Here is a 26,597-nt window from a genome sequence, read left to right on the forward strand (position 1 = left end):
AAACAGGTCGAGACGGTCCGCAGAACCGACGACGCTACTTCTCTTCGAACTGCCCAGAACTGCCACCGTAGCGCCACGGCACTACGACAGCCACGAACTACGCCAGTACCTCCGCGGAGTTGTCGCGGGGCCGGTAGTCCAGTTTCCGCATCGTCTCTGTCAGCGAGAGATAGCGGTCGTCGTTCCGGGAGACGGCGTGGGCGGTCACTGACGACTCGGGGAGGTCGGCGCCCACCGCGGACTTGACGGCCTCTCGACAGTCGGTGTGACTCAGCCACATCGCTCGGGCGAAACGGGCGCGCGCTTCGTCGTCCCCGTCTTGGGTCTCCCGGAGTTGGTCCTCGTCCATCAGCCACCCGATGCGGAGGTTGACCACCTCGATGCCGTGGCGGTCGGCGTAGAACTCGCCGAGCGCCTCGGCCGCCACCTTGCTCACGCCGTAGTAGGAGTCGGGGCGGGTGGGGTCGTCGGGTCGGACGGCGCGAGCGTCCTCGCGCATCGACTCGGGTTCGGCGGGGTCTTCGACGTTGTGCATCTGGACCGCGTGGTTCGACGACGCGAAGACTACCCTGTCGAGGTCGTTCTCGCGGGCGGCCTCGTAGGCGTTGTAGGTGCCGCCGACGTTGGGTTCGAAGACGCCCTCCCAGTCAGCGTCGGGCGAGGGGTTGCCCGCGAGGTGGACCAACACGTCCTGTCCGGAGAGCGCGTCGGCGAACGCCTCGGCGTCGGTCACGTCGAGCGTCGGACCCTCCAAGTCCTCGTGTTCGCGGTGCGTGACGGGCGTCACGTCGTGGCCGCAGAGCGCCAACAGCGCCTGTCGGCCTACCTTGCCCGCCGCACCTGTGATTGCCACGTTCACGGCGGGGGTACCACGACCTACCGGAAATACGTGGTCGCCGACCGGCCGAGGAGAGGCGTCAATCGTCGGCCGCCGCGGCCACGTGGTCGGGCGCGGGTTCCATCGTGAACAGCCACGCGAACACGACCGACGAAACCACGATGAACCCCGCGGCGGTCCAGAAGGCGACGAGGACCGAGGTGGCGTCCCAGATAGCCCCCACGAGGACCGGGCCGCCGACCTGCCCGACCTTCCACGCGATGGACCGGAGCGAGAGGCTCGACCCCACCGCGTCGAAGTGCTCGCCCTCCTCGACGAACAGCGCCATGCTCGCGGGGAGTCGGAGGCTGTCGGCCACCCCGAGGACCGCGTAGGCGGTGAACAGGACGAAGAACGCGCCGGGGAGCGCCAGCGACTCGCCGAGGGCGGCGAGGGTCACGCCGGGGACGTACCCCTCGGCGAACCCCGCGAGCGGGATGAGCGCGGTGCCGACCGCGTAGGTCAGCGCGCCCGCGAGGATGAACCGGTACTTCTCGCCGAAGCGGTCGGTCAGGTCGCCGACCTTCCCCTGCGTGAGCGACTTGGTGAGTTTACCCCCGGCCATGATGCCGCCGATGACGAGGGCGTTGATGCCGAACTCGGTCCGGGCGTAAATTGGCAGGAAGATGATGACCGCCATCTTCCCCACGCTGAACGACCCCCGGAAGAACACGAGGGCCTTGATGGCCCGGCGTCCCATCAGGTCCGCGAGGGTCTCGTAGCCGGAGGCCTCCTCGGGGTCGGCGCGGCCGCCGGGGTTGTCCCGGAGGAACGCGAACACCGAGAGGAACGCCCCGATGGTGATGACCGACAGGACCGCGTAGGTGACCTCGAAGTCGTAGAGGAACAGTAGGAGACCGCCGAACACGTCGCCCAACAGACTGGAGAACGCTCCGACCTGATTGTACGTCCCTATCCAGAGTCCCCTCGACTCGTCGGGGCTGATTTCGCCGACGACGGTGGTACCCGTCAGCCAGAGAATGCTCGCTGAGAAGCCCTGCACGACCCGGAGCAGGATGACGTGTTCGACGCTGGAGACGAACGCGAACCCGACGAACACGGCGACGTTGAGCGCGAGACCCGCGAGCAGGAACCGCTTGGAGTCGCGCAGGTCCACGTACCGACCGAGCGGCAGGACGATGAACAACTGTACCGCGGCGAACGCGGTCCCGAACAGTCCCTCGACGGTGCCGGAGGTGTCGAACATGTCGGCGTACAGCGCCAGCGCGATGAGAATCGTCGAGTACGCCTGACTCCGGGCGAACGCGGTGCTGGCGAGCGCCACGAACTCTCGGTTCCGGAAGAGGCGGAGTGACCCGCCGCTCGACTCGGCCACTGTTACGAATCGAAATAGCAGATGTGCCGGTAATAAATCCACGGCTCCCGGAAAGGGAGGAAGCGCCGACGGGGCGGTAGCAGCCACGTAACCACCGGACGGCGGGAGATTCGTCCGGGACCGATAGCCTTCGGTGCGACCGCCGCCGTCGAATCACGCCGAGACGGAGTCGGTTACCACCGAGGCGGAGATGCAACTGTTCTCGTCGCGCGAGACGGAAAACGGGTGGACGGTCTCAGTCTTCGAGCGCGTCCGCGATGCGCTGGAGCTGTCGGGTCGTGTCGCGGACTTCGTCGCGGAGCTGTCGGACCTCGCGGACGAGTTCCTCGCTACCGACGGACTCGCTCTCGCCGGGTCGGCCGCCGGGGCCGCCGCCCATCGCACCGCCGGGACCGCCACCGCCGCCCATCATGCCGCCCATCATCTGCGCGAAGGGGTTGCCGCCGCCCATGCCGCCGGGGCCGCCACCGCCGCCCATCATCTCTTCCATTCGCTCGCGTCGGTCGCCCTCTTCGCCCTCGCCGTCGCCCTCCTCGGCGCGCTTCTCTCGAATCTCCTCGACGCGCTCGCGGAAGGATTTCTCCTCGCCCTCGCCGCCCTGAGATTCAGTTTCGTCCGGTGCGTTGTCGTTGGAGTCGTCGTCTGCCATGCGTCGGGCTTCGGGGTGGAAGTGGAAAAGCGTGGTGTCTCGGCGGAGGCGGAACCGGTCGGCCGTCGCGGGATTCGGTGACACTGTAGCGCGCTGCCGGAGTCCACGCATTCAGAACCGGACGCTCGACAATCGGAGGCTGTCAGAACGATAGCAAAGTACTGCGGTCGTAACGATTCCGCTCTTCGGAGTCCGCTCACGGCTCCGCCGTTCGCGTGGTCTGAGGGACTACCGTTCCTCGCTATCCAGCACCCGAATCTGGTCCCCGCGGACCGTCACCGGAATCGGGACCGTCGCCTCGTAGAGTTCGACCGTCACTTGGTCCTTCCCTTCGTCGATGCGCTGGACCTGCGCCTTCTCGCCCTTGAACGGACCGGCGATGAGTTCCACGATGTCGCCCTCCGCGATGCCCTCGACGTCCGGCGTCGGCGAGAGGAAGTGTTCGACCTCGGAGATGTCGCTCGCGCCGGGCACCATGCTCCGGGCGTGCGGAATCTCTTCGAGAACGCGGCTGATGACCGCGTCGTCGTCGGCTTCCACCATCACGTAGCTCGTCAGCGAGTCGGGCGCGAGCGCGGCGTGAATCTCCGGCTCTTCCCGGTTGATAATCATGTCTGCGACGGTGCGTTCCTGACTCGCGGTCGTCTTGACTGCGTACATTGGCATTCTGAATCACCTACGCTGGGAGGAAACTCATGACGGCGAAGATGATAAAGCCGAGCAGTCCCACGAGGATGATTCCGGCACCGGCGATTTTCGAGATTTTCGAGAACTCCTCCCACGAGGGCGTGCTGGCGAGTTTCAGCACCCGCACGTACGACGAGAGGTCGAGTTTGACGTCCATGTTACCGGGGGTTAGAGACCGTCCTTTTTCTATCTATTGCTATCGGGTCGGTCGTTCGTTTCCAGACACGTTCCTCTGTGTCCGCTACGAAACGACGCTCGCACAGAAGTCATTCGAGAATGCGGTGAAGGCGGTCGGCGCGGCAGTCTTCGGTCGGCCCGCGTCCGAACGGGCGTCCTCGAAAGGTAGACGACTCAGTGCGTTACTCCCCGAGAATCAGAGCGAGAGGGGAACGGGGCAGGGCGACACCCGATAGCTCCCAAACCTGCGCTCGACGGGGGCGGACGCGACTACTCCACGTAGTCGATGTCTTGGAGTCGCTTGTTGGCCTTGGCCTGCTGGGCCTCGTTGCGGCCGTAAATCTGGGGCGACTCGACGCCGGTGACGACTATCATCGTGCGCATCTCGCCGTCGAGTTCCTCGTCGATAGAGGTCCCCCAGATGATGCGGGCGTCGGGGTCGATGCGGTCATATATCTCCTCGACGACGCCCTCGGCTTCCTCGATGGACATGTCGTTGCCGCCGGTGACGTTGACCAGCGCGGAGTTCGCGCCCGAGATGTCCACGTCGAGCAGCGGCGACCGCATCGCGGACTTCACGGAGTCCTGTGCCTTGGAGTCCGAGTCGCTCTCGCCGAGTCCAATCATCGCCACGCCGCCCTTCTCCATGACGGTGCGAACGTCGGCGAAGTCGAGGTTGACGAGACCGGGTTTGGTGATGAGTTCCGTGATGCCCTTGACCGAGCGCATCAGCACCTCGTCGGCGACCTTGAACGCCTGCCGGACGGGGAGTTTGCCCACGGAGTCGAGCAGGCGGTCGTTCGGCACGACGATGACCGTGTCGGACACGTCGCGCAGACGCTCCAGTCCGGCCTCGGCGTTGGTCCGTCGGACCTCGCCCTCGGCCGTGAACGGCGTCGTGACGATGGAGATTGTCAGCGCGCCCGACTCGCGGGCGGCCTTGGCGACCACGGGAGCCGAACCGGTCCCCGTCCCGCCGCCGAGTCCGGCGGTGACGAACACCATGTCGGACCCCTGAATCGCGTCGTATATCTCCTCTTGACTCTCGAGGGCGGCTTCCTCGCCGACCTGCGGAAGCGAGCCAGCGCCGCGACCTTGGGTCTTCTGCTCGCCCATGAGAATCTTGGTGTCGGCTTCGATTTCCACGAGGTGCTGTACGTCGGTGTTGGCCGCCACGAGTTTCGCGCCGTGGATGCCTTCCTCGGCCATTCGATTGACCGTGTTGCCACCGGCTCCGCCGCAACCGACCACGGTGATGTCGGTCTGGAGGTCCTGTAGAACGTCCTTGAGTTCCTCGTCGGTCATCGTCCCCGAGGCGTTGGCGGCGTTCGCCTTGGACCCAGCCCCCGAACTGGGCTGTTGGGAGTCCTGTCCCCCCTCGGCTTCCTCGATGGCGTCTTCGACTAGCGAGTCCATGCTGAAGTTGGCTTGAGAACGGAGCTTAATTATCTTTCCCCTCTATGTCGGACGAATGTCTGACATATGCTGTCATTTAGCGTGATACCGCCGAGACAAGAGATACGGTTGACACGTATTCGAGGGTGATGCGACGTTCGAGGTGCTAGACGGTCGACGGAAGCAGTTGACCGAGACGGCACGCTCGGAACGCGCATCGACGGACATCGTCCGTGCTGCTCCGAACGCACTGCCACAACCCCAAAGTCCGTATCCGTCGAACTGAGTTAGCATGCACGGACAGGAGACCGAGAGGGACGACCGCGAGCGGAGCGGGGAGAGACGAGTCGGGGAAAGCGGTCGCCTGCGCGAGGGCGCGGCCGTCGCGGTCGCGCTGCTCGCGACCGTCTTGCTCGGCAGACCGCGCGGCGAGGCGGGCGTCGAGGAGACGCGGGGAACGCGGAACGGTCGGACCGTCGAGACGGGTCCGACCGAGAGAACGGGACTGACTGGCGGGACACGACTGACAGAGGCCGTGACTCGCGTGCGCGAACGGACGCCGCCCGTCGCGACCGGAAGCCGCGACGGAAACGGGACGGCAGACTGGCCGGAGGTCCTGCGAAACGTCGCGGCGAACAGGCGCTTGCAGTTGGGCGCGGCACTCACGATAGCCCTCTTGGCGGGGATGCTGCTCGCCGGGCGAGGCGACGAGGCGAGCGACGCGGAGGCGAACAGCGGAACCAGCGCCGGGGAGAACCGCTCCGGGACCGACGCGATTCGACCCGGGGAAATCGAAGCCACCGGAATCGAGGGCGACGTGTCAGACTACACCGCACCGACGACGCGCGGGATGCCGATGCTCGGCCTCGGCACCTATCAGGACGCGGACTACGACGAGTGCGTCGAGAGCGTCCGGACGGCCCTCGAGATAGGGTATCGGCACGTGGACGCGACCGAGCGGCGGGAGGCCTACTACAACGAGACCGCGGTGGGCGATGCAGTCGAGCAAGTAGGCGTCCCCCGCGACGAACTCTTCGTGGCGACGAAAGTCAGCCCCGAAGACCTCGACTACGACCACGTGTACAGGAGCGTCGAGGAGAGTCTCGACAGACTCGGGATGGAGTACGTCGACCTGCTGTACGTCCACTGGCCGACCGGCGACTACGAGGCCACCGAGACGCTCGACGCCTTCGCGGACCTCCGCGAGGAGGGCCTCATCGAGCGAATCGGCGTGAGCAACTTCACGGTCGACCTGCTGGCGGAGGCCGTCGGTGTCGCGGACGAGCCGATATTCGCCAATCAGGTCGAGATGCACCCGCTGCTGCCCCAGACCGAACTCCGGGAGTTCTGCGCGCGCGACGACGTGAACGTGGAACTGGTGGCCTACTCGCCCATCGCACGCGGAAACGTCGAAGCGGTCGACGAGTTGTGGGAGGTGGCCGAGAAGCACGGGGCGACGCCCGAGCAGGTCAGCCTCGCGTGGCTGCGCGAGAAGGGGGTGACCGCCATCCCCGAGTCCACCAGCGAGGACCACCTCCGGGAGAACTGGCTCAGCCTCGGCGTGGACCTAGACCCCGAGGACGTCGAGACGCTGGACTCCATCGACGAGCGACGCCGCATCGTGGACCCGGAAGAGGCCCCGTGGAACTGGTGACCGAGACGGTCTCCCGATGCGCGTCGGTCGGACCGACTACACTTCTGTCCGGCCCGAACCGCCCCGACCGACCTGCCCGACCCCCGGCGCTCGCGCCAGAATCAGACCGAGAACTCGCGGACCTGCTCGCTCCGGACTTTCTGGGGGTCTATCTCTCGGCCGCCCACCGTGACCGGCTCCCCCGCCGAGAGTTTGCCGAACGCGGGACCCTCCTCGACGCCGAGCGTGCGGGCCTTCTCCGGGTCGAACGCGGTCTGTCGCGCGACGATTCGGCCGTCCTCGCGCGCGACCGAATCGTACTTCTCGCGGAGGAAGTCGGCCAACTCGTCCACCAGTTCCTCCCGGTCGCTCGGGTCGAGGACCGCCGCGCGGCCCGCCGCGCGCGTCCCGCTCTGTTCGGTCTCGAACGCCAGCGTCCGGGCCGCCACCGCCTCGCGCGTCGCGTCGGCGTCGATACCCTGCGCCTCCACGAGCAGGTCGTCGGGCAGGTCCGCGAGTTCGTACGCCGTCGCCTCGGGGTCGCAGTTCCGGGCGGCCTCGCCGAATCGGAGGCCCGCCGAAATCGGCGAGAGGTCGGATTCGAGGTCGGCCACGAGGTCGAGGGGAACGCCGGTCGTCTCCCGGACCCACGTCTCGCTCACGACGCCGTAACCGAGGTCCGCGACGGTCGCTTTCAGTTCCGGATAGTCGCCTTCGATTACCGCGCGGTCGGCCCGGCTTTGCTCGAAGGCTCGCCTGATTACGTCGCGGTTGGCCTCGGGCGCGCCCATCGCGTCGAGTACCCAATCGGCCGCGATGTGACCCACGGTCCAGTCGGTCTCGCGCTCGATTCGCTCGAACCGCGGGACGTAGTGTCCGCCGCCGAAGCCGACCAACTGCCTGTCGCGGTGTGGTTCGACGTCGTTCAGGTCGAGGACGGCCCGCGCGACCGCTCGCGCACCCTCGGGGTCGCTCCACTGCTCCTCGCCGCTCCCGAGTTCCGCGAACAGCGAAGGGACGCCCACCTCCGAGGGACCGTGGTGGGTGCACTCCATGCCGACCTCGTAGGAGTCGGGCGCGTGTTCCTCGAACGCTTCGAGCAGGCGCGCGTGAGCGTTCGGGCACGCATCGGCGAGACCGCCCGCGACGCCGCCGAACTCGGCCGGGCCGAAGTTCCCCGTGAAGTGGGCGGTCAGCAGCGCCCCGGTGTCGCCGGAGTGGCGGGAGACGAACACGAGCAGGTCGGGGTCGGAGAACGGGGCCGCGGTGTCCTCGATTTCGAGGTGGAGGTCGTCGAACTCCCGGAGTTCGAAGCCCTCGCGGGAGTAGACCGTGCCGCCGCCCTCGCCGTCGGGGAGCGAGTCGTCCTCGCGGGCGTCCCAGTCGGCGAGGTCCAACAGGTGGTCGCCGATGCGTTCGGAGGCCAAATCGGCTCTGCTGACGACGATGGCAATCACGGCCGAACCTACGGCGGGAGCCAAAGAAAAGCGCGTCGGATGGGAGTCAGTCGGCGTGTTCGACCGCCTCGGACCCGCCCGGTAGAGCGTTGCGGGCGTTCGCGGCGGTGCGGTCGAAGATGGCCCGGAGTTCGCCGCGCCGCAGGACGAACAGCGCCCCGCCGAGGACGAGGTAGAGGGCGGTGTAGGCGTAGAGGATGAGGATGCTCAGTTCCGTCGCCTGCGCTTCGCCCATGGTCTGGATGACCCAGAACTCGGCGACGACTTGCGAGGTGAACAGGACCAGAAGCACGACCGCTTCCCGGACGCTGATTTCGAAGTTCGTCAGGACGCCGATGGCGAAGAAGCTCTGGGCCGCGGTAATCCAGATTTCGGCCTGCTGTTTCTCGTCGAAGGGCAGCGTGCCGATACTCCCCGCGGCGATGCTGTAGACGACCGCGAGGGTCCCGATGAGGAGCGTCCACTGGTTGAGCTTCGAGGAGATGAGCGCGTTGAACCCAGCGGTCGAGCGCGCCTTGTTGACGAGGTAGGCGACGACGATGAGTTCGGGACTCTCGCTCGCCAGCGGCGCTATCCACTGAATCATGAAGAACGGCGGGATGCCGAGCGACAGTCCGAGGTGTTCCAGACCCTCCGCGAACGGGTGGACCGCTGTGTAAATCATCCCGCCGGAGTAACCGAACAGCAGGAGGACGCTGGCGATTCGCGGTCCCTTCGAGAGGCCCTGAAAGTACGCCGGAACGCCGACCTGTTCCTCGTGGTCCTCTACGTCGCCGCGGATGACGATGCCGATGTAAATCGCGTACAGACCGACGAGGAAGATGGTGTCGGTGATACCGATGCCGCCGCCGAGCGGCACGAAGAAGGCGTAGGCGGTCGCGGCGAGCAGGAACGCGATTTCGGTGGCGATGTCGCGGTCGAGTTGCACCTTGCTCTTCAGGAATCCGGGTTCGCGGACGACCGCGGGGTCCTCGGAACTGAGCGTGCGGTACACGGTGAACAGGGCGATGCCGGACCATCCCAGACCGATGAGGATTCGGTTTGCGCCTGTCATGTTCGCCACCGCGAGGTTCGCGGCTTCCAAGCCGGCGTCGGTGCCGACGTTCGCCCCCGCGGTCCACGCGTAGAGCGCGTCCACCGCGTACTCGGGGGCGACCGCGAGCACCGCGAGCACCGCCAGCGCGAACGCTCGCGGCACGTCCTTCTCGGCCGTCTCGGCGGCCCACGCGAGCATGAACGACGCACCGAGCACTGCGACACCACTGACGGCGACCGTCTGGAAATCGCTGAGCGAGTGCGCGTTACCCGTCGCCCAGACGAAGACCCACGGGAGCGTGAGCGCCGTCGTTAGACCGACTGCTGATAGCGGATGCCGTAAACGACTCAACATTCTGTCCGAGGATAGCTTACCCCGAAAAGTAGGTCTTGCGTTATGAGGTCAGGGAAACAAGAGGTAGACGAACCCTGCGTACCCGCCGACCAGCGCGACGCCGCTCCACCGCGAGAGGTTGCGACCGTAGGCCATCAGCGCCATCGCGCCGACCGTGAAGCCAATCATCATCGGGAAGTGGAACGTCTGGACGGTGGTATCGACCGACAGGGGGTGGACCACCGCGAGCAGGCCGATGACCGCGAGGACGTTGTAGATGTTCGACCCGACGACGTTTCCGATACTGAACCCCGCCTCGTCGCGAATCGAACTCACGAGCGAGGTCGCCAGTTCGGGCAGCGACGTGCCGAACGCGATGATGGTGATGCCGATGAAGAGGTCTCCGAAGCCGAACGACCGGAGGATACCGGTCCCGCCCTGCACGAGACCGAACGAACCGCCGAGCAGACAGACCCCCGCGCCGACGAGGAGCGCGATTTCGCGCGCGCTCGCCGACCCGTCGGTGTCCTCGACCTGCATCTCGTCGGGGACGACCTCCCCGTCAGCGGACCGGGAGCTGTAGAGCATGTAGCCGGTGAACACAGCGAGCAGGAGGAGCATCCCCACGCCGTCCGCCGGGCCGAGCATCCCGTCGCTGCCGAGGACGACGAGGAGCACCGCCGCCGCGAGCATGAACGGGCCGTGTCGCCACAGTAGTTTCGAATCGACCGACAGCGGTTGGACGAGCGCGGAGGCCCCGAGGACGAGACCGATGTTGGCGATGTTCGACCCGATGATGTTCCCGAGACCGATGTCGCTGGAGATACCGATGCCACCGATGAGACTGACGAACAGTTCGGGCGCAGTCGTCGAGAAGGCGACGATGGTGACGCCGACCGTCGCGGGCGCGATGCCGTACCCGAGCGCCAGCGACGAGGCGCTGGAGACGAGCAGTTCCGCGCCGAGATACAGGAGGAGGATACCGCCGACGAGGTAGAGCGCCTCGACGGAGAAGAGTATCCCTCCCAGCGTTTGGAGTGATATCATTTCCCTACTGCAGTCCGAACCAGACGACCAATATAAACACTCGGATAATTACCGATTCTGAGAATCGGCAGGCCGCAGTGGTTCGAACCCAGTAGTTAACCCGGTCGCAGACCTTCCGGCCGACATGGACGTATTCGGACTGCTCGGTAACCCGGTGGGTCACTCGCTGTCGCCGCCGATGCACGAGGCGGCCTACGACGCCCTCGGGATGGACGCGCGCTACGTCACTTTCGAACCCGACACCGACGAACTGGGCGACGCAATCGAGGGTGCGCGGGCGCTGGGCGTGTCTGGCCTGAACGTCACGATTCCGTTCAAACAGGACGCACTGACCTACGTCGAACCCGACGACCTCGCGGCCCGCATCGGCGCGGTCAACACCATCGACTTCTCGGACGCAGACGCCGAACGTCCTCCCACCGGTCACAACACCGACGCCGCGGGCGTGCGCCGGTCGTTCGCCCACCACGACGTGACGCTCGCTGACCGAGACGCTGTAGTCGTCGGCGCTGGCGGTGCCGCGCGCGCGACGGCGTTCGCCCTCGCCGACGCAGGTGCGAGAGTCCACGTCGCTAATCGGACGGTCGAACGCGCGGAGCGACTCGTCGCCGACGTGGAGCGCGAGACGCCCGACCGCTCGGCGGAGACGACGGCTGGCGGTCTGGACTCGCTCGACGCCCGCGTTCCGGACGCCGAGGTAGTGGTCAACGCCACCAGCGTGGGGATGGAGGAGGACCGCTCGCCGGTCCCGGCCGACGCACTCCACGCCGACCTCGCGGTACTCGACGCGGTGTACCGACCGCTCGACACTCGCCTGCTGCGGGACGCCCGCGAACGCGCGCGACGGCCATCGACGGCGCGTGGATGTTACTGTATCAGGGAGTCGAAGCATTCGAACTGTGGACAGGTGAAGACGCGCCCGTGGACCGTATGAACGAGGCGCTTCGGGCACGGCTTTAAGTACCACGGCCCTCTACTGTCGCGCAAATGGGACTGCTCACGAAGCTGAAGTCGTTGCTCGGACTCGACGAGGACCGCTCGCAGGTGCGTCGGACCGAATCCGGCGTCACAATCGAGCGAGAACCCGACGAGTCGGTCGAACCGGATTCGGAAGTCGAGAGCGCCGTGAAGGGCGTCGATACCGGCGCGGAGGAGTCCAGCGAACCCGAGCGCGGCCGCACCGCCGACGACGAGACCGGTGAGGATGCGACCGGCGACGTCGCCGGAATTGAAGAAGCCGAGGGAAGCGAGACGGAGACGGCCGAGCAGAGACGACCGAGGAACCCGAGCCGACAGAGACGACTGACGAGACCGAAACGACAGACGAACCCGAGGAAGACGCCGAGACGGGTGTCTCCACCGAGGACGTGACGACCACCCCCGAGACCGAGAGCGCCGAGACCGAACGCGAGGAGGCCGCCGAACCCGCGGAGGCGACTCAGCCCTCGACGGACGCCGCCGAACCCGACCAGACGGCGCGCGACGAACCCGAACCGACGCCCGAGGACGAGGAACCCGACGCGGTCGGCGAGGGCGAACCCCTCGAAGACGTGAAGGGCATCGGACCGGCCTACGCCCAGCGACTCCGCGACGCGGGCGTCGCCGACGTGACGGAACTGGCGAACGCCGACGCCGAACGACTCGCCGAGGAGACCGGTCTCTCGGACAAGCGCATCTCGTCGTGGATTGACCGCGCCAAAGCGCGATAACCGGACGACGCTTCGAGTCGGCTCCGACCTCCCCGACCGGACGACCTAGAGTCCGCGATTCGGTCGTGACGACACGCGTGCTGTGGAGACGCCCTATTTTGCAATTTCCGCGCTCTGCAGCCGAATATCCGGAAGTCAGAACGGGGGTTGCGTCGCAGGAGAAGCCAGTGCCGGAAGCGGAAGTTCGGACACCGTGAACGAGACCTGCCGACATCGGAACTCGGAACGAGACCTGACAACACAAGTCAATCGGGTCCGAACCCCGACCCATGCAGTACCACGTCGATGGCGAACTCGTGGCCGCCGAGGATGCCACCGTCAGCGTCCGGGACCGCGGGTTCATGTACGGCGACGCCGCCTTCGAGACCCTCCGGGCGTACGGCGGTCAGGTGTTCGAGTGGGACGCCCACGCCGAGCGCCTCCGTCGAACCTGCCGCGCCCTGTCGCTCGACCACGGTCTCTCGGACGCCGACCTCCGGGGGCGAGTCCGCGAGACGCTCGCGGCCAACGACCTCGACGACGCCTACGTCAAACTCTCGATTTCGCGGGGCGTCCAACCCGGCAAGCTCGCCCCCGGACCGGTCGAGGACCCGACCGTCGTCGTCTACGTCGCGGACCTGCCCCGCGGCGGGCGGGCCGACCGCGGGGGCGAATCGGTCTGGGACGCCCCGGCGACCGCCGCGGTAGTCGAGACTCGTCGAATCTCGGACGCCGCGCTCCCGGCGCACGCGAAGACGCACAACTACCTGAACGGGATTCTCGCGCGCCTCGAACTCGGCGACAGAACTGCCAGCGAGTCGGGAGCGGCGGACCCGCCCGACGAGGCCCTCATGCTCGACTCGGAGGGGAACCTCGCCGAGGGCGCGACGAGCAACCTGTTCTTCGTCCGCGACGGCGTCCTCCGCACGCCGAGTCTCGACGGGCCGATTCTGCCGGGAATCACGCGCCGAGTCGTCCTCGAACTCGCCGAACGCGAAGGGGTCCCCGTCGAGGAAGCCACCGACGGTCCCGCCGCTCTCCGCGACGCCGACGAGGCGTTCCTGACCAACTCGACGTGGGAGATTCGACCGCTCGCGGCGGTCGAAGGACCGGACGGCGAGACCGTAGCACTCGGCTCGGGGCCGGTTACCGACCGACTCGCCGAGGCCTTCGACGACCGCGTGGAGCGCGACCACTACGAGTACGACGAGTAGGCACGGTCAGAGGTAGTCGAACTCGCGGTCGGCGTCGGCGGCGTATCCCTGTCGCTCGTGGGCCCACTCGAAGGGACTCTCGTCGCGTCGTTCGGCGAGGAAGTCCACGATGCGCTCGCCCACGTCGCTCCCGTAGAGGTCCGGCCCCTCGGTCATCCGCTCGCGGGTCCGGTCGTCCTCGTAGACGTACTCGACCGTCTCGCGCATGAACTCGCCCGATACCGGCGGGACGAGAAGGTTCGTGTTGGCGTCGAACACCGTCTCGGGCCTGTCGGTGTTGAACCGGGCGGTGAGACAGAGCGCCTCGTCGATGTGGTTCAGTTCCTCCTGCATGCTCCCGGAGTCGGTCAGTTCGGCGAAACACTGGCCGGATTCGAGGAACTCGTAGACGTGAGCGTGCTTCTTCCAGAGGTCGGTGAACAGGAAGTTGTCGTTCTCCTCGGCCAGTCGAACGAGTCTCTCGCGGAGACCGTACTCCCGGAGGGCGACTTCGGTCGCGTTGAGTTCCACGAAGTTGACGTTGTGGCCGTCCTCCACGAGACCGACGACGGCGGCCACGATGCTCTCGAAGCGCTCCGGCAGGAGGTTCGCGCGCCGGTGGATGTCCACCCGAATCCAGTCGTCGCGCTCCTCCAGTGCGGGATACACGTCGAAGACGCTCTCATCGAGGTCGGCATCCTTCTTCATCTCGATGGCGTCCACCACGGAGTTTCCGACGACCGGGATTCGCTCGCGGTCGCCGACCGCTTCCGGGTACCCCTCGTCGCGGAGGTGTCGGCGATTCAATTCGGTCGGGGCGAAGTGGTACAGCGACGCCGCCGACCCGACGAACGTGTCGTACTGCTCGGGGAACGGTTCGGCCCGGTTGCGCTCCCACTCGCCGTCCCACTGCCGAGCGACGACGGTCTCGGGGTCGGCGCTCGGGTCGAACGAGACGGGAGCCATCCCGCGGAGTCCCGCTTCGTTGTGCGCGACCAGTTGGTTCGTGGCGAACATCCACGCCTGCGGGACGACGCCCGCCGCCAGCGTGTCGCCGTGGACGACGGGGAGGACGGTCGTCTCCGGGTAGCGGTCGTCCAGCACCTCGGCGAACCGCTTTATCCGGGTCATCACCTGTGCGGTCTTCTCCGAGAGGTCGCCCCGAATCCCGAGGTCCACGGCGACGCGGTCCTCGATACCGTACTCGGCGAGTCCGTGGCCCAGTAAGTCGTCGTAGTGCTGGCCCGTGTGCAGGACGAAGCACGGCAGGTCGCGCTCGTCGGCGGCGGGAACCAGCGGGGCCTGCTTGTAGAAGTCGGGTTTGGTGGCGGTCACGACCGCTACCACGTAGTCGCCGCGTTCCATCTGTGCGGCGAGGCGGTCGTCGTGTACCGCCATCTCGGTCGGTTCACTCATTCGTTCCGGAGAGTAGCGACGAACCGTGTTAGTAACTTCTCATCCCGAACGAAAGCGTTCATAGGCGACGACCGAGTACGGCGGACAAGATGGACGAGGACAGTCGCATTGCCGACGCGGCCGAGGTCCCCGACGATTCGACGCTGCTGTTCACGGTCCGAGACGGCTTCGACGAGCGCGAGGCCATCCTGACCAGGACCGCAGCGGGCGAGGTGACGGCGTTCGAGAACTACTGCCAGCACTGGACCGACGTGCGCCTCGACAAGGGCAGCGGCGCGACCAAGCGCGACGGCGAACTAGTCTGTGGCAAACACGGCGCGCTCTTCGAGGACGATTCGGGCTGTTGCACCTACGGTCCCTGCGAGGGCGCAGTTCTCGAACGAATCGCCGTGACCGTCGAGAACGGCGGGGTCTACCTCACCGACGACGACTACGAGTTCGTGCAAGTCGGCTCTTCGATGGAGTACGACTTATCCTCGAACCGGTCGCTCGGGTTCTAACGGGACGCCCGACCGCAGACCACAGCGGCTGACGGTACGGCACCGCCAGCAGTTTTCTACTCGATTCGGAACACCGGTTCGTCAACCGATTCGCTCTTGCAGTCGGGACACCGGGAGGGCCGGTTCGCGGGGTCGTCGAACTCGCTGAACCCGCAGTCGTCGCACTCCGGCGGTGCGACCAGCAGCTGGTCGTCGCTCGCGGAGAGCGACTGGGCGATGTGGCGGACGTGGTCGATGGCTGCGGACGCCGTCACGTCGAACTCGGTCGCCAGCGCGCTCGGCGAGGCGGGCGTCTCGCGGAGGTGGTCGGTGATTCGCTCGCGGGTGGTTGCGTCGGCCTCGCGCATATTCCTGCTCGCCGCTGGTCGGACATAACCCTTTCCCGCGACCACAATTTTGTGTGACCGAGGCGGCGCAGTATCCTCGAATCGCCGGGTAAACGGCATTGACGATTCACCAGAACGTATAGAAGGCCCAGCGAGGGGTTCTCCGGAGGTTCTCCGACCGCGACGGCGACCGACCCTAGCTGTTTAGGTCCACTGTTCTTAGTGGTCGGGGAGAGAGTATCCGTCGGCGCGCCGCACATGAGTAACGAACACGCACCGACGGGAGGAGAGGGGACGGCGACAGACGCACCCCCGTCCGCTGTAAACGGACGGAGTATCGACATCGACGGACTTTTCGAAGTCCTCGCGGATAGGCACCGCCGTCGCGTCCTCGAATACCTCGGCGGGACCGACGACGGCGTTGCGGCGTTCTCGGAACTCGTCGAACACGTCGCCGAGTCGGACGGGGACTCGACGGACGACCACGGACGAGTCGAGGTGGACCTCCACCACAACCACCTGCCGAAACTCGACGACGAGAACCTCGTCGAGTACGACTCCCGCAGCAAGACGGTCCGATACCGCGCGGGACCGGCCGTCGGGGAGTGGGTCGAGTTCGCCCGGTCGTACGAGTCCGGTCGCCGACGGCAGTAGCGTGCCGGTTCGCGGGAGAGAGTGACCCGACGGTCCACCGCCTCGTGTCCGACCCGAGAAATGAAAAGGGACTTATCCTGTCGGATAGACCGTCGTCGTATGAAAGCCGTCGTTCTTGCGGGTGGGTACGCGACGCGACTCTGGCCGATTACGAAGCACCGACCGAAGATGTTCCTTCCGGTCGGCGACTCTACCGTCATCGACCAGATTTTCGCCGAGTTAGAGGCCGACGAGCGCATCGACGACGTGTACGTCTCGACCAACGAGCGGTTCGCCGAGGACTTCCGAGACCACCTCGCCGAGAGCGAGTTCGACAAACCGCGACTCACCGTCGAGGACACGACCGAAGAAGACGAGAAGTTCGGCGTCGTGGGCGCGCTGGCCCAACTGTTCGACCGCGAGAACATCACGGAGGACACCCTCGTCATCGCCGGTGACAACCTCATCAGTTTCGGCATCAGCGACTTCGTAGACTTCTTCGAGGCGAAGGAGTCGCCGACGCTGGCGGCCTACGACGTCGGGTCTCGCGAGCGAGCGAAGTCCTACGGTCTCGTGGAACTCGACGGCGACGAAGTGGTGGACTTCCAAGAGAAACCCGAAGACCCCAAGAGCACGCTGGTCTCCATCGCGTGCTACGCCTTCACCGCCGAGACCATCCCGCTGTTCGACGAGTATCTCGACAACGACAACAACCCGGACGAACCCGGATGGTTCGTCCAGTGGTTGCAGTCCCGCGACTCGGTGTACGCCTACACCTTCGACGAGGCGTGGTTCGACATCGGCACGCCCGAGAGCTACCTCGAAGCGGTCGGGTGGAAACTCGACGGTGAGAACCAAATCGCCGACTCCGCCACGGTCGAGAACACCACGCTCGGCGAGAACGTCCACATCATGCCGGGCGCGGAACTCGTCAACTCCAGCGTCAACAACTCCATCGTCTTCCCGTCGGCGACGATTCGGGACTGCGACATCCGCAACTCCATCATCGACGAGAAGACGCACGTCGAGAACATGGACCTCGCGGGCGCACTCATCGGCGCGCACACCCAGATTCTGAACGGCGAGTAACCCGGCGCTCGGTTCAGTAACCGTTCTCTCGCACGCCGAGATACGCCTCCTGTCCTTCGAAGTCGCCGCCTCGGAGGAGATGGAGCACGTGGGCCACCGCGCGGTGGTTCCCGTCGGCGACGTACGGGGGGTCGTCGCTCTCCGCGACGACTATCAGCCGACTTTGCGGCCCCTCCGCGTCGATGCTGTCGGCGAGTTCGACGACCTCACGGAGGTCCTTGGGCGTCTCCTCGTCCAACGCCGCCGCGTCCTCGGACTCGTAGATTCGGCGGGCGATGGACTCGATTCGGTTGTCGTCAGTGAGCGCGCGCCACCCCTCGTCGTGGGGACCGACGACGACCCGGAGGTCCCGGAGCGCCTCCTCCGAGAGGTCGGCGTGGTACCAGTCGGCCCGCTCGGGGGCGAACACGCGCTCGGCGATGGGTTTGCGCTCGAACAGTTCCTCGCGGAGCGCGGGGTCGGTGTCGAGGGCGTCGGGGTCCGGGCCGCCGTCCTCCTCGTCGAGTTCCTCTCGGAGCCAGTAGCGCATCACCTCGGACTCGGAGACCGGTTCCGGGTCGCCGCGGAGGCGGTCTTCGATGCTCATCGTGGTGGTGTTCGAAAGGCGGCCACGAAAAGAAGGGTTACGGGCGACGGAAGTCGGCGCTCTCCACGACGGCCCGCGAAATCGTCGGAACTCACTCGCCGAGCCACGCGTCCTGAATTTCGAGCGTCCCGCGCGTCCCGTCCCACTCGGTCTCGTACTCCAGTTCGATGGGCCGCTCCATGTGCGGGCCGTCGGTCACCAGCGTCTCGAACTCGCCGCCCTCGCCGAGAACGTGGACGCCGTGGCTCTCGTTCAGGTCCTCCAACTCGGCGATGGCCCCCTCGTCCAAGGTTCGGCCGAGCCACGACTCGTCCAGTCCGTACGCGGCCACCCTGATAATCGTAATCTCGAAGCCAGCGTCGAGCATCGCGTCGGCGAGTTCGCGGGGGTCCTCCTGCCAGAGCGGCGCGAACACCTCGGCGCCGAGGCGGTCGGCCATCGCCTCGATGCGGGAGGTCTGGTACTCGCTCTCGACCGCGCCCGCGGTCACGCCCGCGACGCCGTCGGGGAGTTCGGCGTCGAGTTCGCGCACCGCGGCCTCCAGCGGTCGGAGTTCCGCGTCGCCCTGCGCGCCCGACTCGTCGGCCTCGTCGGCCTCGAAGTCGTCGGGTTCGACCTCCACCAGCGGGATGCCGACGCTCTCGGCCGCGAGCGACGCGAGTCGCGTCGCCGGGACGTGATACATGTAGGAGTCGCCTTCGGGGTGGACCGTGACGAGTCGCGTCACGTCAAGTCCCTCCTCCAGCGCGCGGTAGAGCGCCCACGACGAGTCCTTGCCGCCCGAGAAGAGGCTCAGCCACTCGCCCTGCTGTCCGGCCGACGATGGCCCTTCGGTCATGCGAGAGAGTCGGGAGCGAGCGGATTTAGGTGCGGCGAATCGGTCGGCACGACGCTTCGACCGTGCGCGAGTTCACTCGGGACCGACGACTTCGACCTTGACTCCCTCGGGGTCCTCGCAGTAGAGGGCGTAGTACCCACCGGCGAAGGGGTGGCGGTCCTCGTACAGCACGGTCGAGTCGCCGCGGTCGCGGACGCCCGCCGTGAGGTCGTCCACCTGCTCGCGGGAGGCGGCGTGGAACGCCACGTGGTTCAGTCCGGCGGCGAGTCGGTCGAACTCGGCGTCAGAACCGTCGGCTTGCACGAGGACGACGTACGTCGGACCGTTGACCCACGACCGGCCGCCGTCCCACTCGTTCTTGGGTTCGTAGCCGAGTTCGCCGAGCAACCAGTCCCAGAACGCGACCGACGCGTCGAGGTCGGAGGCGTACAGTTCGAGGTGGTGGAGCTGCCCGGCGCGGTCGGGGTCGGCGTGGTCGTGGTCCATGGGAACAGACGCACAGGGCAGCGGTAAAGAACGGACGGTCTCCTACTCGACCAGTTCCTCGTCCTCGAACTCCTCGCCGAACGAGGTTTCGGTGAGGTACGACGAGAGTTGGACGCCGAGCAGGCTCACGACCACGCCCGCGACGACGAACAGCGCCATCCGCGTCCCCGAGTGGAGGACGATGCGCTCCACCGACAGGCTCCCGAGTTCCATGTGCGGGACGACGACCGGTTCGACGTAGCCCTCGCGCTGGAGGAAGTACGCCGAGAAGCCCCGCACCACCAGTCCGACCGCGAGGACGCCGAACGGGAGGTTGAGATAGGAGTTTCGCACCCGGTCGTTGCGGATAATCTCGTCGAGGAGTCGGCCGGTCGATGCCGCCAGCGCCGCCGCGGCCAGCCACGGGACGCTGGCGAACGCGAACGCCATCGCGGGCAGGAGGACGCCCTCCGTCGAAACCGAGGAGTTCGAGACCCGCAGCGCACCGGCGAACAGGCCGATGAGCGAGAGTCCCGCGGCGACGACGTACGTCACGATGGAGACCCGGCCGGAGTAGAGGGCGTCTTTGATGTCGGTCGGCAGGTCGGCGACGTACTCGTCCACGCCGAGTCCCTTGTAGAGGACGAACAGGCCGATGACCGCAGTGATGGCGGCGACTGCGGTCGCGGGTCCGGCCGCCATCAGGATGATGGGGAACGCCAGCAGCGCGACCCCGACCGGGACGAGGACGGTCTGGCGCAACTCCTCGTCGGCGAGGAACTGCTTGAGCAGGTAGTACGTCGATTCGATGTCACGGGCCTGCCGGACGACCACGCGGTCCACGGCGTCCACCTGCAACCGACTCTCGATGATTGGAACTAATCGCTCGTCCTGCGCGCTGTCGATGACGACCACGGCCGAGTCGGGGTCGAACTCCGCGATGAGGTCGTCCATCTGGTCGGCGACCGCGCGGTCGCGGCCGACCATCGTCTCGGCGGCCCCGGAGATGACCGCCACGGTGACCTCCTCGTCGCCGTCGCGCAGGTCCCGGGCCACGCGCAGGGATTCGAGCAGGCAGTTGACGCTGGAGTCCTCCGGGTCCGCGAGACCGACCTCCGTGACGAGCGACCGGACCGCTTCCCACCCGGCGACCGGGGTTTCGAGACCGGTCTTGGTCCCGATGTCGTCGTTCCGGTCGACGCAGACTACCAGCGTACTCATGTCGCGTAGCTGAATCCAGACGGTCCCGCGTTAAAAACCCTCGTGCTTGGGCGGCGTCGCGGGATTCGGCGGCGGTCGGAGTCGGAACTCGCCGAGCGAAGTCGGCGCGAGCACCGACCTCAGAACCGCGCGAAACTCGGCACGCTCCCGGCGACGCCGTGGCCGACTTTCCGTCCGGCACCCAGCGCGTAGTGGCGCACGCTCCGGTAGAGCGGTTGGCGGTGACCGTGAATCTCGGCGTCGCCGTCGGTGAAGGCCCGGACGACGTGGTCGCGGTCGATATCGGCCTTCGAGGACGCGCCCTCGACGGTGAGTTCGGTGTAGGCACGGCCGAGGTACTTCGCGGAGTGAGCGTCGCTGGCCGCGACGCCGGGGTAGTCGTTGCGGGCCGCGAACTGGCGCGCGCGGCGGTTCCGGTAGCCCGTGAATATCCACGAGTTGTACACCTCGATGGCGTCGCAATCGGTGATTCGCCCCTTCCGAACCCCGTGACGCGTGCGCTGGAACGGGTGGGGAACGACCGCGACTCCGCCGCTGTCGCGGATTTCGGCGACCGTCTCGTCGAGCGGTCGGTGGGGTTCTGGGCGCTCCTCGACGCCGATAGCGAGCAGGTGGCCCGCCGCGGTGGAGACCTCGACCCCCGGAACGCCGACGAGTCCGTACTCCGGGGCGAGTTCCGCCGCCCGGAGCGACTCCCGGATGGTGTCGTGGTCGGTCACCACGATGCCATCGAGACCGATGTCGCTGGCCTGCGCCAGCAGGAGTTCGACGGGTTCGTGCCCGTCGTAGGACCCCTCCGAGTGGACGTGCGGGTCGATGGTTATCGTCGTCTCTGAGGCCATTTGCAATCTCTAGCGCCCGAAACGGCAAAAGTCCAGCCATCGAAACACCCGACGGACTCGATGCCGGACCTGACCCTCGAATCGGAGGAGTGGTACGTCCTCACGAACTGGTTGTGCGAGCGAGAGAACCGACTGCAGTACGCGCTCCGGTCGAAGTCCCGGGAGTGGGAGTTCGTCCACGAACTCCGGCGAGAGATAGAGACCCAGAACGCCGGCGGTGAGACCGACGGCGCACCGCAGACCGTCGCGCTCTCGGACCGGCAGGTGACGTACCTCTCGTCGTTCCTGCGGAGACGGGCGCGGAAACTGCTCCTCTTCCCGTGGCGCGACCGGGAGCGTCGGGACGTGCGCCACCTCCGGGACCACCTGCTCGAAGAGAGCGGGCTAGCGGAGGAGACTGAACGCTCGGATTAGTCGGCGTCCGCGGGGTCTACGACCGAGTCGGACTCGGTATCCACGCCCACGCGGTCGCAGAGGTCCGACATGGGGCACTCGTCGAGTCCGTCGAGACACGCGGGCTTCCGAGCTGAGCAGTACTCCCGACCGAACTGGATGCTCGCGGTGTGACCGAATCCGCACTTCTCGTCCGGAACCTCTCGCTCAAGTACCGCCCGGACCGCCTCGTGGTCGGCGTCGGCGGGCGCGACGCCGAGCCGCCGGTAGATGCGGTGGACGTGCGTGTCCACGGGAAAGACGCCGGACCGTCCGCCGGCGAACAGCAGGACGCAGTCGGCGGTCTTGGGACCCACGCCGTCCATATCGAGGAGGGCGGTGCGGACCTCCTCGGGGTCGCGCTCCCTGACGAACGCGTCGAACGCGGCCGCGCTCCCGTACTCGTCCAGCACTCGCGCGGCGACCGTGGTCAGCACGTCGGCCTTCCGGTTGTAGAGTCCGGCCGACCGGATGGTGTCGGCGAGTTCGTCGTGGTCGGCGTCGGCGAGCGCGGCGGCGAGGTCGGCCGCGTCGTCCCCGTCGCCTGTTCCATCTGCGTCGCTTGCACCGTTCCCGTCGTCCGCACCGCCGTACCGCTCCGTCAGCGCGTCGTGGGCGGGTTGGCTCGCCACGTCGCTGGTGTTCTGGCTCAGAATCGTCCGGACTAAACACTCGAAGGCGTCGCGTCCGCCGTATGTCTTCTGCCAGTAGAGGTCGCCGAGACGGTCCACGACCGCTTCGGCGCGGGTGGCGGCCTCGCCCGACGCGAACTCGGCGGGCGAACTCACTTCGGCCTCGCCGCCGCTGATGTTCTCCGCGGGTTCGGAGTTCTCCGGCATGTGTCCCGTTTGGGGCTGAAACCGTTTACCGTTACGGATAGAGTTATTGTGTTCTCCTCGGAGTCGTCCGTATGGGTCTTTTTAGCCGGGATTCTGACGACACCGACGACACCGACGACGTTCTCGCCGAGGCGCTGGTCGGCGAGGCGGAGGGGGAGACCGTCACCGAAGCAGCGCTGACGAACGCGCGCCGCCGAAAGTGGCTCCGGAACCGGTCGTACCTCTCGGAACCGGTCCTCTCGCACCTCGACGACGAGAGGCTCCACCACGTCTACTTCGACCCGAAGTCGGGGTACCGGCGGGGAGACGCCACCGAGTCTCCGTATCGAAAGCGCGGCGCTTGCTTCGCGTTCACCGGCCGACGACTCCTCCTAATCGTCGGAAAGAAGCGCGAGGACGAGCGACTCGAAATCGACTACGAGGACGTTTCGGGTGTAGACGTGGACTCCGAGGCGGGCGAACTGACGCTCCGACTCGACGACGGCGCGCCGGTCACCTTCGCACCGAAGACCGGCCCGAGCGACCCCGAAACCCTCTCGGAACGCGACTGGGTGGTCCTCGCGGAGTTCCTCGACGAGTACGCCGGCGCGCCGGTCCCCGCCAGCGACTCCGAACTGGCCGACGCGGCTTCTCGCCGACACCGCGCACGCGGTCTCACCGAGTCCGTCGAGGGTCCCGCGACGGTCGAACTGATGGAGACCTACCTCGGGCGGTACCCACGGGGCGACGGCGAGGACGAGCGCCCCGTCCGCGTCGCGCCGTTCGACGACCTCCGGCGGCGGGACTTCGACGCTTTCGACGAGGTGCGAACCGACCGAGAGGGCGTGCTCGTCGTCTCTCGTACCCGACTCCTCCTCGACGTCGAGCGCGAGCGCCTGCGACCCGAAGGCGTCTGGGTAGAGCAGATTCGACAGGCGGCCGGACTCTCGAAGAAACGAGGATACGACGACGAGGACTTCCTCGACCGCGGCACGGACATGCTCGAAATAGACTACCGGTCGGTCGAAACCACCTTCACACGAGACCTCGACCCCGTCGAGACGGAGATTCGGTTCGCGGACCTCGCGAGCGACGGCGCGGCCGCCGACGGTCGGTGGTTGGTCCTCCGGGAGCGAAACGACGACCCGCTCCGGATTCGGACGGAGTCCGAGGCGATGGCCCTCGCGCTCTCGAAGTTCGTCGCCAAGTACGGTCCCCAGTGACTGCTCGACTCAGTTTTCGCGCGTTACCGAGAGCGTCACCGTCAGTTCCGCCCCATCTGCCAGCGCCGCCACGAGGTCTCTGTCGAACCCCTCTGCCGCGAATTCCGCGCCGACCAGAATCGTCCGGTCGTCCACGTAGTCGCTGGTCCGGCCCACCGCGCTCCGGTCGCTCTCGAATTCGAGGTCCGGGTGGCCGCGGCCGACGACCGTCTCGGTGTGGCCTGCGGCCTCGAACGTCGCGGTAATCGTCGCGTCGGCGTTCTGGCAGGCCGCGACGAACTCGTCGTCGAAGTCGGCCGGAGCGCGGTCCGCCTCGATGCCGAGGATGCAGTCGCCCGCGGGCGTGAGATAGTCGTCGGTCGTCACCTCGAAGGTGCTGGCGTGGGCGGCCGAGACGTTCTCGTGACCGCGCGCGTGGAGCACTTCGTCCATGGGGACGGATTTCGACAGCGGACACTTGAATCGCGGGAAACCGACTGCGGTGGCCGGTCCGAAGTGGCTGGGCGGACCGACGACACTTGACGAACTACCGCACCACAGTCACCGTGACCGCGCCGCAGGCGCACTCGTAGGCGCGGCGCTCGCCCGCGTCGGTCGTCATCCGGAGCATCAACTCGTCCTCGCCGAGGGTGCGCTGACAGTTACGGGCGTCGCAGGCACACCGCAGGTCTTCGAGCATACCCGAACGTGGTCCCGCCATCCTACTTAAATTGAGCCATGGGCGCGGTGAAAGTGAAAGTGGTCGGCTCCGGTACGTAAAACCTATCTGGTGTGGGTGTAGTTGCCCGTGTATGTCCCTCACCGACTGGACGGGCGCGGCGGTCGAACCGTCCGCCGGAGCCGAGCCGCCCTCCCCCGACGAGTGGCACCCGGTCGAACTACCGGGCCGCCCCGAGCGGTTCGCAGACGCCGACGCCGTGGCGTACCGAACCGAGTTCGCCGACCCCCGCGCCGCCGACGAGCGAGCGACCCTCGAACTCCGCGGGTTGTTCGCCCACGCTCGCATCTGGCTGAACGGCGAGTTGCTCGGCGAACACGACGCCTACTTCGTCCCCGCGCGTACGAAGTGGACCTCGAAACCGACAACGAACTGGTCGTCGAGTGTCGCGCCCCCGAATCGTACGGCGGCGTCTACGCGACCGACCGAGTCCCGGACGAGCAGGCGGTCCCGGGCATCTGGTGGGCCGCGGACCTCGAAACGCATCCAGAGACGTTCGTGGACACGCTCTCGCTGACGCCCCGGCGGACCGACGACGGCGCGGTCATCGACGCCGAGTTGGCCGTCGAGGCGGGCGAGGCGCTGGACGAGCGCATCTCGCTGTCAGTGCGCCCGCAGGGGTTCCGGGGCGGCGGCGTAATGGAACGCGCTCGAATCGAGGCCGACGCGGGCGAGCGCGCTGTCGTCGAGAAGACGCTCGAACTCCGCGACCCGGCTTACTGGTGGCCCGCGGGTCACGGCCCGCAACACCGGTACGCGGTCCGGGCGAAACTCGGCGACTCCGAACGGGTCGTGAAGACCGGTCTCTCCGAAATCCGCGACGCCGGGGACGACGGATTGGTCGTCAACGGACAGGAAGTCCGGGGACGTGGGTTCTCGCTCCTCCCGACGGGCGACCCGACGTGGGACGTCGAACGGGCCGCCAACGCCAACGCGAACGTCGTCCGCGCGTACGGCCACGTCCCGCCCGCCGAGTTCTACGAGGCCGCCGCCGAGGCGGGCCTGCTGGTCTGGCAGGACCTCCCCATCTCCGGGGCGGGCGAGTCGGCCGGAACCGACCCGGACCGCGCGACGGCGTTGGCAGAGACCCTCTCGTCGTCGGTCGAGCGCCACCCCTGCGTGGCCGCGTTCGGCGTCCGCGCCGACCCGACCGACCACCTCGCGGGCGTCGGTCCCTCCCGTCTCGCCCGGTACAAGGTCCGCTGGCGAGCGTGGCGCGCGAACTACGACGCCACCGCGGACCGCGAACTCGCCAAGACCTTCCCCGACGACACGACAGTGTTCCCTGTCTCCGGCGCGCCCGGCATCGACCCCGACGCCGCACACGTCTACCCCGGATGGCAGTACGGCGACGCCGACGACGCCGAGTGGGTCCTCGACAAGTACGACTGTACGGGCGCGGTCGGCGCGTTCGGCGCGGGGTCGCTCACCGCGGCGGAGGGCCACGACGCCGCCGGGTTCGACGCCGACGCCCACGACGCCTACGTCGCCGGAAACGTCGAGACGTTGGGCGGCGACGAAGCGACCCCCGTCGAGGCCTCTCAGACGTATCAGACGCGGGTCCTCAAGCACGTCACCGAGACGCTCCGCCGCCGGGGCACCGGCCTGCTCGTGGCCGACGCGCTCCGGGACGCCGACGCCGGGGCGGGCATGGGCGTGCTGGCGGCCGACGGGTCCGAGAAGGACGGGTACGAGGCGATGGCGGCCTCGCTGGAACCCGTACAGGTCGTGCTCGACGGGTACCCGACGCACGGTTCGACCAGAGAGTTGACGGTCATCAACGACACGCCCGAGGCGGTGTCGGGCACGGTCTCGTGGACCGCCGGTGACCGGACCGGCGGGTCCGACGTGGAGGTCGAAGCCTACGGTCGTTCGCGTGCCGGGACGCTGGAGGTTCCAGACGACGCCCGAGCGGTCGAACTCTCCTTCGGGCGTGCCGACGGAGCCGTCCAGAACATCTACCCGCTGTAGCGTCCGGCGGT

General features: G+C 67.2%; 30 protein-coding genes and 1 pseudogene. 11 read left to right on the forward strand and 20 right to left on the reverse strand.

The features are described 5' to 3' along the window. Positions 1–97 precede the first annotated feature (97 nt). The 6 genes from FXF75_RS12885 to ftsZ all read right to left on the reverse strand — a co-directional run bounded on the left by FXF75_RS12885 (position 98) and on the right by ftsZ (position 5,142). Positions 98–853, reverse strand: coding sequence for an NAD(P)-dependent oxidoreductase (locus FXF75_RS12885; protein WP_309221812.1), 756 nt, complete (start codon positions 851–853; stop codon positions 98–100). A gap of 64 nt (positions 854–917) precedes the next feature. Continuing rightward, entirely contained in the window at positions 918–2,213 is a 1,296-nt protein-coding gene (locus FXF75_RS12890) for an MFS transporter (RefSeq protein ID WP_163522286.1), read from the reverse strand. A 235-nt stretch (positions 2,214–2,448) separates the two neighbouring features. Then, the gene (locus tag FXF75_RS12895) at positions 2,449–2,862 is read right to left on the reverse strand and encodes a hypothetical protein (RefSeq protein ID WP_163522287.1); all 414 of its coding nucleotides are present in this window, start codon (positions 2,860–2,862) and stop codon (positions 2,449–2,451) included. Between the two features lie 228 nt (positions 2,863–3,090). Then, positions 3,091–3,528, reverse strand: a complete 438-nt coding sequence (locus tag FXF75_RS12900; protein ID WP_163522288.1) for a transcription elongation factor Spt5 — start codon at positions 3,526–3,528, stop codon at positions 3,091–3,093. A 10-nt stretch (positions 3,529–3,538) separates the two neighbouring features. Beyond that, the gene (locus FXF75_RS12905) at positions 3,539–3,706 is read right to left on the reverse strand and encodes a protein translocase SEC61 complex subunit gamma (RefSeq protein ID WP_115795056.1); all 168 of its coding nucleotides are present in this window, start codon (positions 3,704–3,706) and stop codon (positions 3,539–3,541) included. Between the two features lie 290 nt (positions 3,707–3,996). Beyond that, complete coding sequence (gene ftsZ / locus FXF75_RS12910; protein ID WP_163522289.1) at positions 3,997–5,142, reverse strand: cell division protein FtsZ; 1,146 nt, start codon at positions 5,140–5,142, stop codon at positions 3,997–3,999. Positions 5,143–5,971: 829 nt separating this feature from the next. Here ftsZ and FXF75_RS23500 point away from each other — a divergent pair. Continuing rightward, a complete protein-coding gene (locus tag FXF75_RS23500; RefSeq protein WP_205427620.1) occupies positions 5,972–6,775 on the forward strand; it encodes an aldo/keto reductase in 804 nt (267 codons plus the stop codon). A gap of 101 nt (positions 6,776–6,876) precedes the next feature. On the opposite strand, the gene FXF75_RS12920 is transcribed toward FXF75_RS23500, so the two are convergent. From FXF75_RS12920 to FXF75_RS12930, 3 genes are read right to left on the reverse strand one after another with little or no spacing between them, the layout of a single operon-like run. Continuing rightward, positions 6,877–8,211: a D-aminoacyl-tRNA deacylase gene (locus tag FXF75_RS12920; RefSeq protein WP_163522290.1), complete on the reverse strand. Its 1,335-nt coding sequence runs from the start codon at positions 8,209–8,211 to the stop codon at positions 6,877–6,879. A 46-nt stretch (positions 8,212–8,257) separates the two neighbouring features. Beyond that, the gene (locus tag FXF75_RS12925; protein WP_163522291.1) at positions 8,258–9,601 is read right to left on the reverse strand and encodes a sodium:calcium antiporter; all 1,344 of its coding nucleotides are present in this window, start codon (positions 9,599–9,601) and stop codon (positions 8,258–8,260) included. Positions 9,602–9,649: 48 nt separating this feature from the next. Next, positions 9,650–10,627, reverse strand: coding sequence for a calcium/sodium antiporter (locus FXF75_RS12930; protein WP_163522292.1), 978 nt, complete (start codon positions 10,625–10,627; stop codon positions 9,650–9,652). Positions 10,628–10,751: 124 nt separating this feature from the next. Between FXF75_RS12930 and FXF75_RS12935 the strand changes: the two are divergent. The 4 genes and pseudogenes from FXF75_RS12935 to FXF75_RS12950 all read left to right on the forward strand — a co-directional run bounded on the left by FXF75_RS12935 (position 10,752) and on the right by FXF75_RS12950 (position 13,529). Continuing rightward, positions 10,752–11,587, forward strand: a pseudogene (locus tag FXF75_RS12935) (shikimate dehydrogenase). Between the two features lie 27 nt (positions 11,588–11,614). Beyond that, positions 11,615–11,998, forward strand: a complete 384-nt coding sequence (locus FXF75_RS12940) for a hypothetical protein (RefSeq protein WP_163522293.1) — start codon at positions 11,615–11,617, stop codon at positions 11,996–11,998. Further along, the gene (locus FXF75_RS23330; RefSeq protein WP_163522294.1) at positions 11,995–12,336 is read left to right on the forward strand and encodes a helix-hairpin-helix domain-containing protein; all 342 of its coding nucleotides are present in this window, start codon (positions 11,995–11,997) and stop codon (positions 12,334–12,336) included. Before FXF75_RS12940 ends, FXF75_RS23330 begins: the two co-directional genes overlap by 4 nt. Positions 12,337–12,605: 269 nt before the next feature. Next, complete coding sequence (locus FXF75_RS12950; protein ID WP_163522295.1) at positions 12,606–13,529, forward strand: aminotransferase class IV; 924 nt, start codon at positions 12,606–12,608, stop codon at positions 13,527–13,529. Between the two features lie 6 nt (positions 13,530–13,535). On the opposite strand, the gene FXF75_RS12955 is transcribed toward FXF75_RS12950, so the two are convergent. Further along, positions 13,536–14,924, reverse strand: a complete 1,389-nt coding sequence (locus FXF75_RS12955; RefSeq protein ID WP_163522296.1) for a UDP-N-acetyl glucosamine 2-epimerase — start codon at positions 14,922–14,924, stop codon at positions 13,536–13,538. Positions 14,925–15,013: 89 nt separating this feature from the next. Here FXF75_RS12955 and FXF75_RS12960 point away from each other — a divergent pair, with 89 nt between their 5' ends. After that, the gene (locus tag FXF75_RS12960) at positions 15,014–15,424 is read left to right on the forward strand and encodes a Rieske 2Fe-2S domain-containing protein (RefSeq protein ID WP_163522297.1); all 411 of its coding nucleotides are present in this window, start codon (positions 15,014–15,016) and stop codon (positions 15,422–15,424) included. Between the two features lie 56 nt (positions 15,425–15,480). Here FXF75_RS12960 and FXF75_RS12965 read toward each other — a convergent pair whose 3' ends face one another. After that, positions 15,481–15,771, reverse strand: a complete 291-nt coding sequence (locus FXF75_RS12965) for a transcriptional regulator (RefSeq protein WP_163522298.1) — start codon at positions 15,769–15,771, stop codon at positions 15,481–15,483. A gap of 237 nt (positions 15,772–16,008) precedes the next feature. Here FXF75_RS12965 and FXF75_RS12970 point away from each other — a divergent pair, with 237 nt between their 5' ends. Beyond that, a complete protein-coding gene (locus tag FXF75_RS12970) occupies positions 16,009–16,404 on the forward strand; it encodes a hypothetical protein (protein ID WP_163522299.1) in 396 nt (131 codons plus the stop codon). A 99-nt stretch (positions 16,405–16,503) separates the two neighbouring features. Next, complete coding sequence (locus FXF75_RS12975; RefSeq protein ID WP_163522300.1) at positions 16,504–17,472, forward strand: sugar phosphate nucleotidyltransferase; 969 nt, start codon at positions 16,504–16,506, stop codon at positions 17,470–17,472. A 13-nt stretch (positions 17,473–17,485) separates the two neighbouring features. Here the strand turns inward: FXF75_RS12975 and FXF75_RS12980 are convergent, their stop codons facing one another. The 5 genes from FXF75_RS12980 to FXF75_RS13000 form a co-directional block, all read right to left on the reverse strand. Then, complete coding sequence (locus FXF75_RS12980) at positions 17,486–18,058, reverse strand: hypothetical protein (RefSeq protein ID WP_163522301.1); 573 nt, start codon at positions 18,056–18,058, stop codon at positions 17,486–17,488. Between the two features lie 91 nt (positions 18,059–18,149). Further along, positions 18,150–18,896, reverse strand: a complete 747-nt coding sequence (locus FXF75_RS12985; RefSeq protein WP_163522302.1) for a diphthine--ammonia ligase — start codon at positions 18,894–18,896, stop codon at positions 18,150–18,152. 72 nt (positions 18,897–18,968) lie between these two features. Next, positions 18,969–19,382, reverse strand: coding sequence for a VOC family protein (locus tag FXF75_RS12990; RefSeq protein WP_163522303.1), 414 nt, complete (start codon positions 19,380–19,382; stop codon positions 18,969–18,971). 42 nt (positions 19,383–19,424) lie between these two features. Then, positions 19,425–20,582, reverse strand: coding sequence for a DUF373 family protein (locus FXF75_RS12995; protein WP_163522304.1), 1,158 nt, complete (start codon positions 20,580–20,582; stop codon positions 19,425–19,427). 119 nt (positions 20,583–20,701) lie between these two features. Beyond that, positions 20,702–21,424, reverse strand: a complete 723-nt coding sequence (locus FXF75_RS13000) for a PHP domain-containing protein (RefSeq protein ID WP_163522305.1) — start codon at positions 21,422–21,424, stop codon at positions 20,702–20,704. A 60-nt stretch (positions 21,425–21,484) separates the two neighbouring features. Here FXF75_RS13000 and FXF75_RS13005 point away from each other — a divergent pair, with 60 nt between their 5' ends. Further along, on the forward strand, positions 21,485–21,838 hold the full coding sequence (locus FXF75_RS13005) for a hypothetical protein (protein WP_163522306.1): 354 nt from the start codon (positions 21,485–21,487) through the stop codon (positions 21,836–21,838). Here FXF75_RS13005 and nth read toward each other — a convergent pair. Beyond that, the gene (gene nth / locus FXF75_RS13010; RefSeq protein WP_163522307.1) at positions 21,835–22,695 is read right to left on the reverse strand and encodes an endonuclease III; all 861 of its coding nucleotides are present in this window, start codon (positions 22,693–22,695) and stop codon (positions 21,835–21,837) included. The genes FXF75_RS13005 and nth overlap by 4 nt on opposite strands. 71 nt (positions 22,696–22,766) lie before the next feature. Here nth and FXF75_RS13015 point away from each other — a divergent pair, with 71 nt between their 5' ends. Next, the gene (locus FXF75_RS13015; protein WP_163522308.1) at positions 22,767–23,897 is read left to right on the forward strand and encodes a hypothetical protein; all 1,131 of its coding nucleotides are present in this window, start codon (positions 22,767–22,769) and stop codon (positions 23,895–23,897) included. A gap of 9 nt (positions 23,898–23,906) precedes the next feature. On the opposite strand, the gene FXF75_RS13020 is transcribed toward FXF75_RS13015, so the two are convergent. The 3 genes from FXF75_RS13020 to FXF75_RS22150 form a co-directional block, all read right to left on the reverse strand. Then, complete coding sequence (locus tag FXF75_RS13020) at positions 23,907–24,329, reverse strand: DUF371 domain-containing protein (protein ID WP_163522309.1); 423 nt, start codon at positions 24,327–24,329, stop codon at positions 23,907–23,909. Positions 24,330–24,423: 94 nt separating this feature from the next. Continuing rightward, positions 24,424–24,576, reverse strand: a complete 153-nt coding sequence (locus tag FXF75_RS22145; protein WP_205427552.1) for a hypothetical protein — start codon at positions 24,574–24,576, stop codon at positions 24,424–24,426. A 199-nt stretch (positions 24,577–24,775) separates the two neighbouring features. Next, positions 24,776–24,934, reverse strand: coding sequence for a hypothetical protein (locus tag FXF75_RS22150; RefSeq protein WP_205427689.1), 159 nt, complete (start codon positions 24,932–24,934; stop codon positions 24,776–24,778). 29 nt (positions 24,935–24,963) lie between these two features. Between FXF75_RS22150 and FXF75_RS13025 the strand changes: the two genes are divergently transcribed. Further along, entirely contained in the window at positions 24,964–26,586 is a 1,623-nt protein-coding gene (locus FXF75_RS13025; protein ID WP_309221814.1) for a hydrolase, read from the forward strand. Positions 26,587–26,597: the final 11 nt, after the last annotated feature.

Origin of the sequence: Halorussus sp. MSC15.2 (genome assembly GCF_010747475.1) — an archaeon.
Classification (GTDB): domain Archaea; phylum Halobacteriota; class Halobacteria; order Halobacteriales; family Haladaptataceae; genus Halorussus.

Excerpts from the sequence above, each read along its gene's own strand:
- ftsZ (WP_163522289.1), bottom strand. The coding sequence starts at position 5,142 with ATGGACTCGCTAGTCGAAGACGCCATCGAGGAAGCCGAGGGGGGACAG.
- nth (WP_163522307.1), bottom strand. The coding sequence starts at position 22,695 with ATGCCGGAGAACTCCGAACCCGCGGAGAACATCAGCGGCGGCGAGGCC.
- FXF75_RS12965 (WP_163522298.1), bottom strand. The coding sequence starts at position 15,771 with ATGCGCGAGGCCGACGCAACCACCCGCGAGCGAATCACCGACCACCTC.
- FXF75_RS13005 (WP_163522306.1), top strand. The coding sequence starts at position 21,485 with ATGCCGGACCTGACCCTCGAATCGGAGGAGTGGTACGTCCTCACGAAC.
- FXF75_RS12900 (WP_163522288.1), bottom strand. The coding sequence starts at position 3,528 with ATGCCAATGTACGCAGTCAAGACGACCGCGAGTCAGGAACGCACCGTC.
- FXF75_RS12940 (WP_163522293.1), top strand. The coding sequence starts at position 11,615 with ATGGGACTGCTCACGAAGCTGAAGTCGTTGCTCGGACTCGACGAGGAC.
- FXF75_RS12895 (WP_163522287.1), bottom strand. The coding sequence starts at position 2,862 with ATGGCAGACGACGACTCCAACGACAACGCACCGGACGAAACTGAATCT.
- FXF75_RS12925 (WP_163522291.1), bottom strand. The coding sequence starts at position 9,601 with ATGTTGAGTCGTTTACGGCATCCGCTATCAGCAGTCGGTCTAACGACG.
- FXF75_RS22145 (WP_205427552.1), bottom strand. The coding sequence starts at position 24,576 with ATGCTCGAAGACCTGCGGTGTGCCTGCGACGCCCGTAACTGTCAGCGC.
- FXF75_RS12970 (WP_163522299.1), top strand. The coding sequence starts at position 16,009 with ATGAGTAACGAACACGCACCGACGGGAGGAGAGGGGACGGCGACAGAC.
- FXF75_RS12985 (WP_163522302.1), bottom strand. The coding sequence starts at position 18,896 with ATGACCGAAGGGCCATCGTCGGCCGGACAGCAGGGCGAGTGGCTGAGC.
- FXF75_RS12960 (WP_163522297.1), top strand. The coding sequence starts at position 15,014 with ATGGACGAGGACAGTCGCATTGCCGACGCGGCCGAGGTCCCCGACGAT.
- FXF75_RS12905 (WP_115795056.1), bottom strand. The coding sequence starts at position 3,706 with ATGGACGTCAAACTCGACCTCTCGTCGTACGTGCGGGTGCTGAAACTC.
- FXF75_RS13015 (WP_163522308.1), top strand. The coding sequence starts at position 22,767 with ATGGGTCTTTTTAGCCGGGATTCTGACGACACCGACGACACCGACGAC.
- FXF75_RS12950 (WP_163522295.1), top strand. The coding sequence starts at position 12,606 with ATGCAGTACCACGTCGATGGCGAACTCGTGGCCGCCGAGGATGCCACC.
- FXF75_RS23500 (WP_205427620.1), top strand. The coding sequence starts at position 5,972 with ATGCCGATGCTCGGCCTCGGCACCTATCAGGACGCGGACTACGACGAG.
- FXF75_RS13000 (WP_163522305.1), bottom strand. The coding sequence starts at position 21,424 with ATGGCCTCAGAGACGACGATAACCATCGACCCGCACGTCCACTCGGAG.
- FXF75_RS12930 (WP_163522292.1), bottom strand. The coding sequence starts at position 10,627 with ATGATATCACTCCAAACGCTGGGAGGGATACTCTTCTCCGTCGAGGCG.
- FXF75_RS12990 (WP_163522303.1), bottom strand. The coding sequence starts at position 19,382 with ATGGACCACGACCACGCCGACCCCGACCGCGCCGGGCAGCTCCACCAC.
- FXF75_RS12955 (WP_163522296.1), bottom strand. The coding sequence starts at position 14,924 with ATGAGTGAACCGACCGAGATGGCGGTACACGACGACCGCCTCGCCGCA.
- FXF75_RS13020 (WP_163522309.1), bottom strand. The coding sequence starts at position 24,329 with ATGGACGAAGTGCTCCACGCGCGCGGTCACGAGAACGTCTCGGCCGCC.
- FXF75_RS12980 (WP_163522301.1), bottom strand. The coding sequence starts at position 18,058 with ATGAGCATCGAAGACCGCCTCCGCGGCGACCCGGAACCGGTCTCCGAG.
- FXF75_RS12995 (WP_163522304.1), bottom strand. The coding sequence starts at position 20,582 with ATGAGTACGCTGGTAGTCTGCGTCGACCGGAACGACGACATCGGGACC.
- FXF75_RS12975 (WP_163522300.1), top strand. The coding sequence starts at position 16,504 with ATGAAAGCCGTCGTTCTTGCGGGTGGGTACGCGACGCGACTCTGGCCG.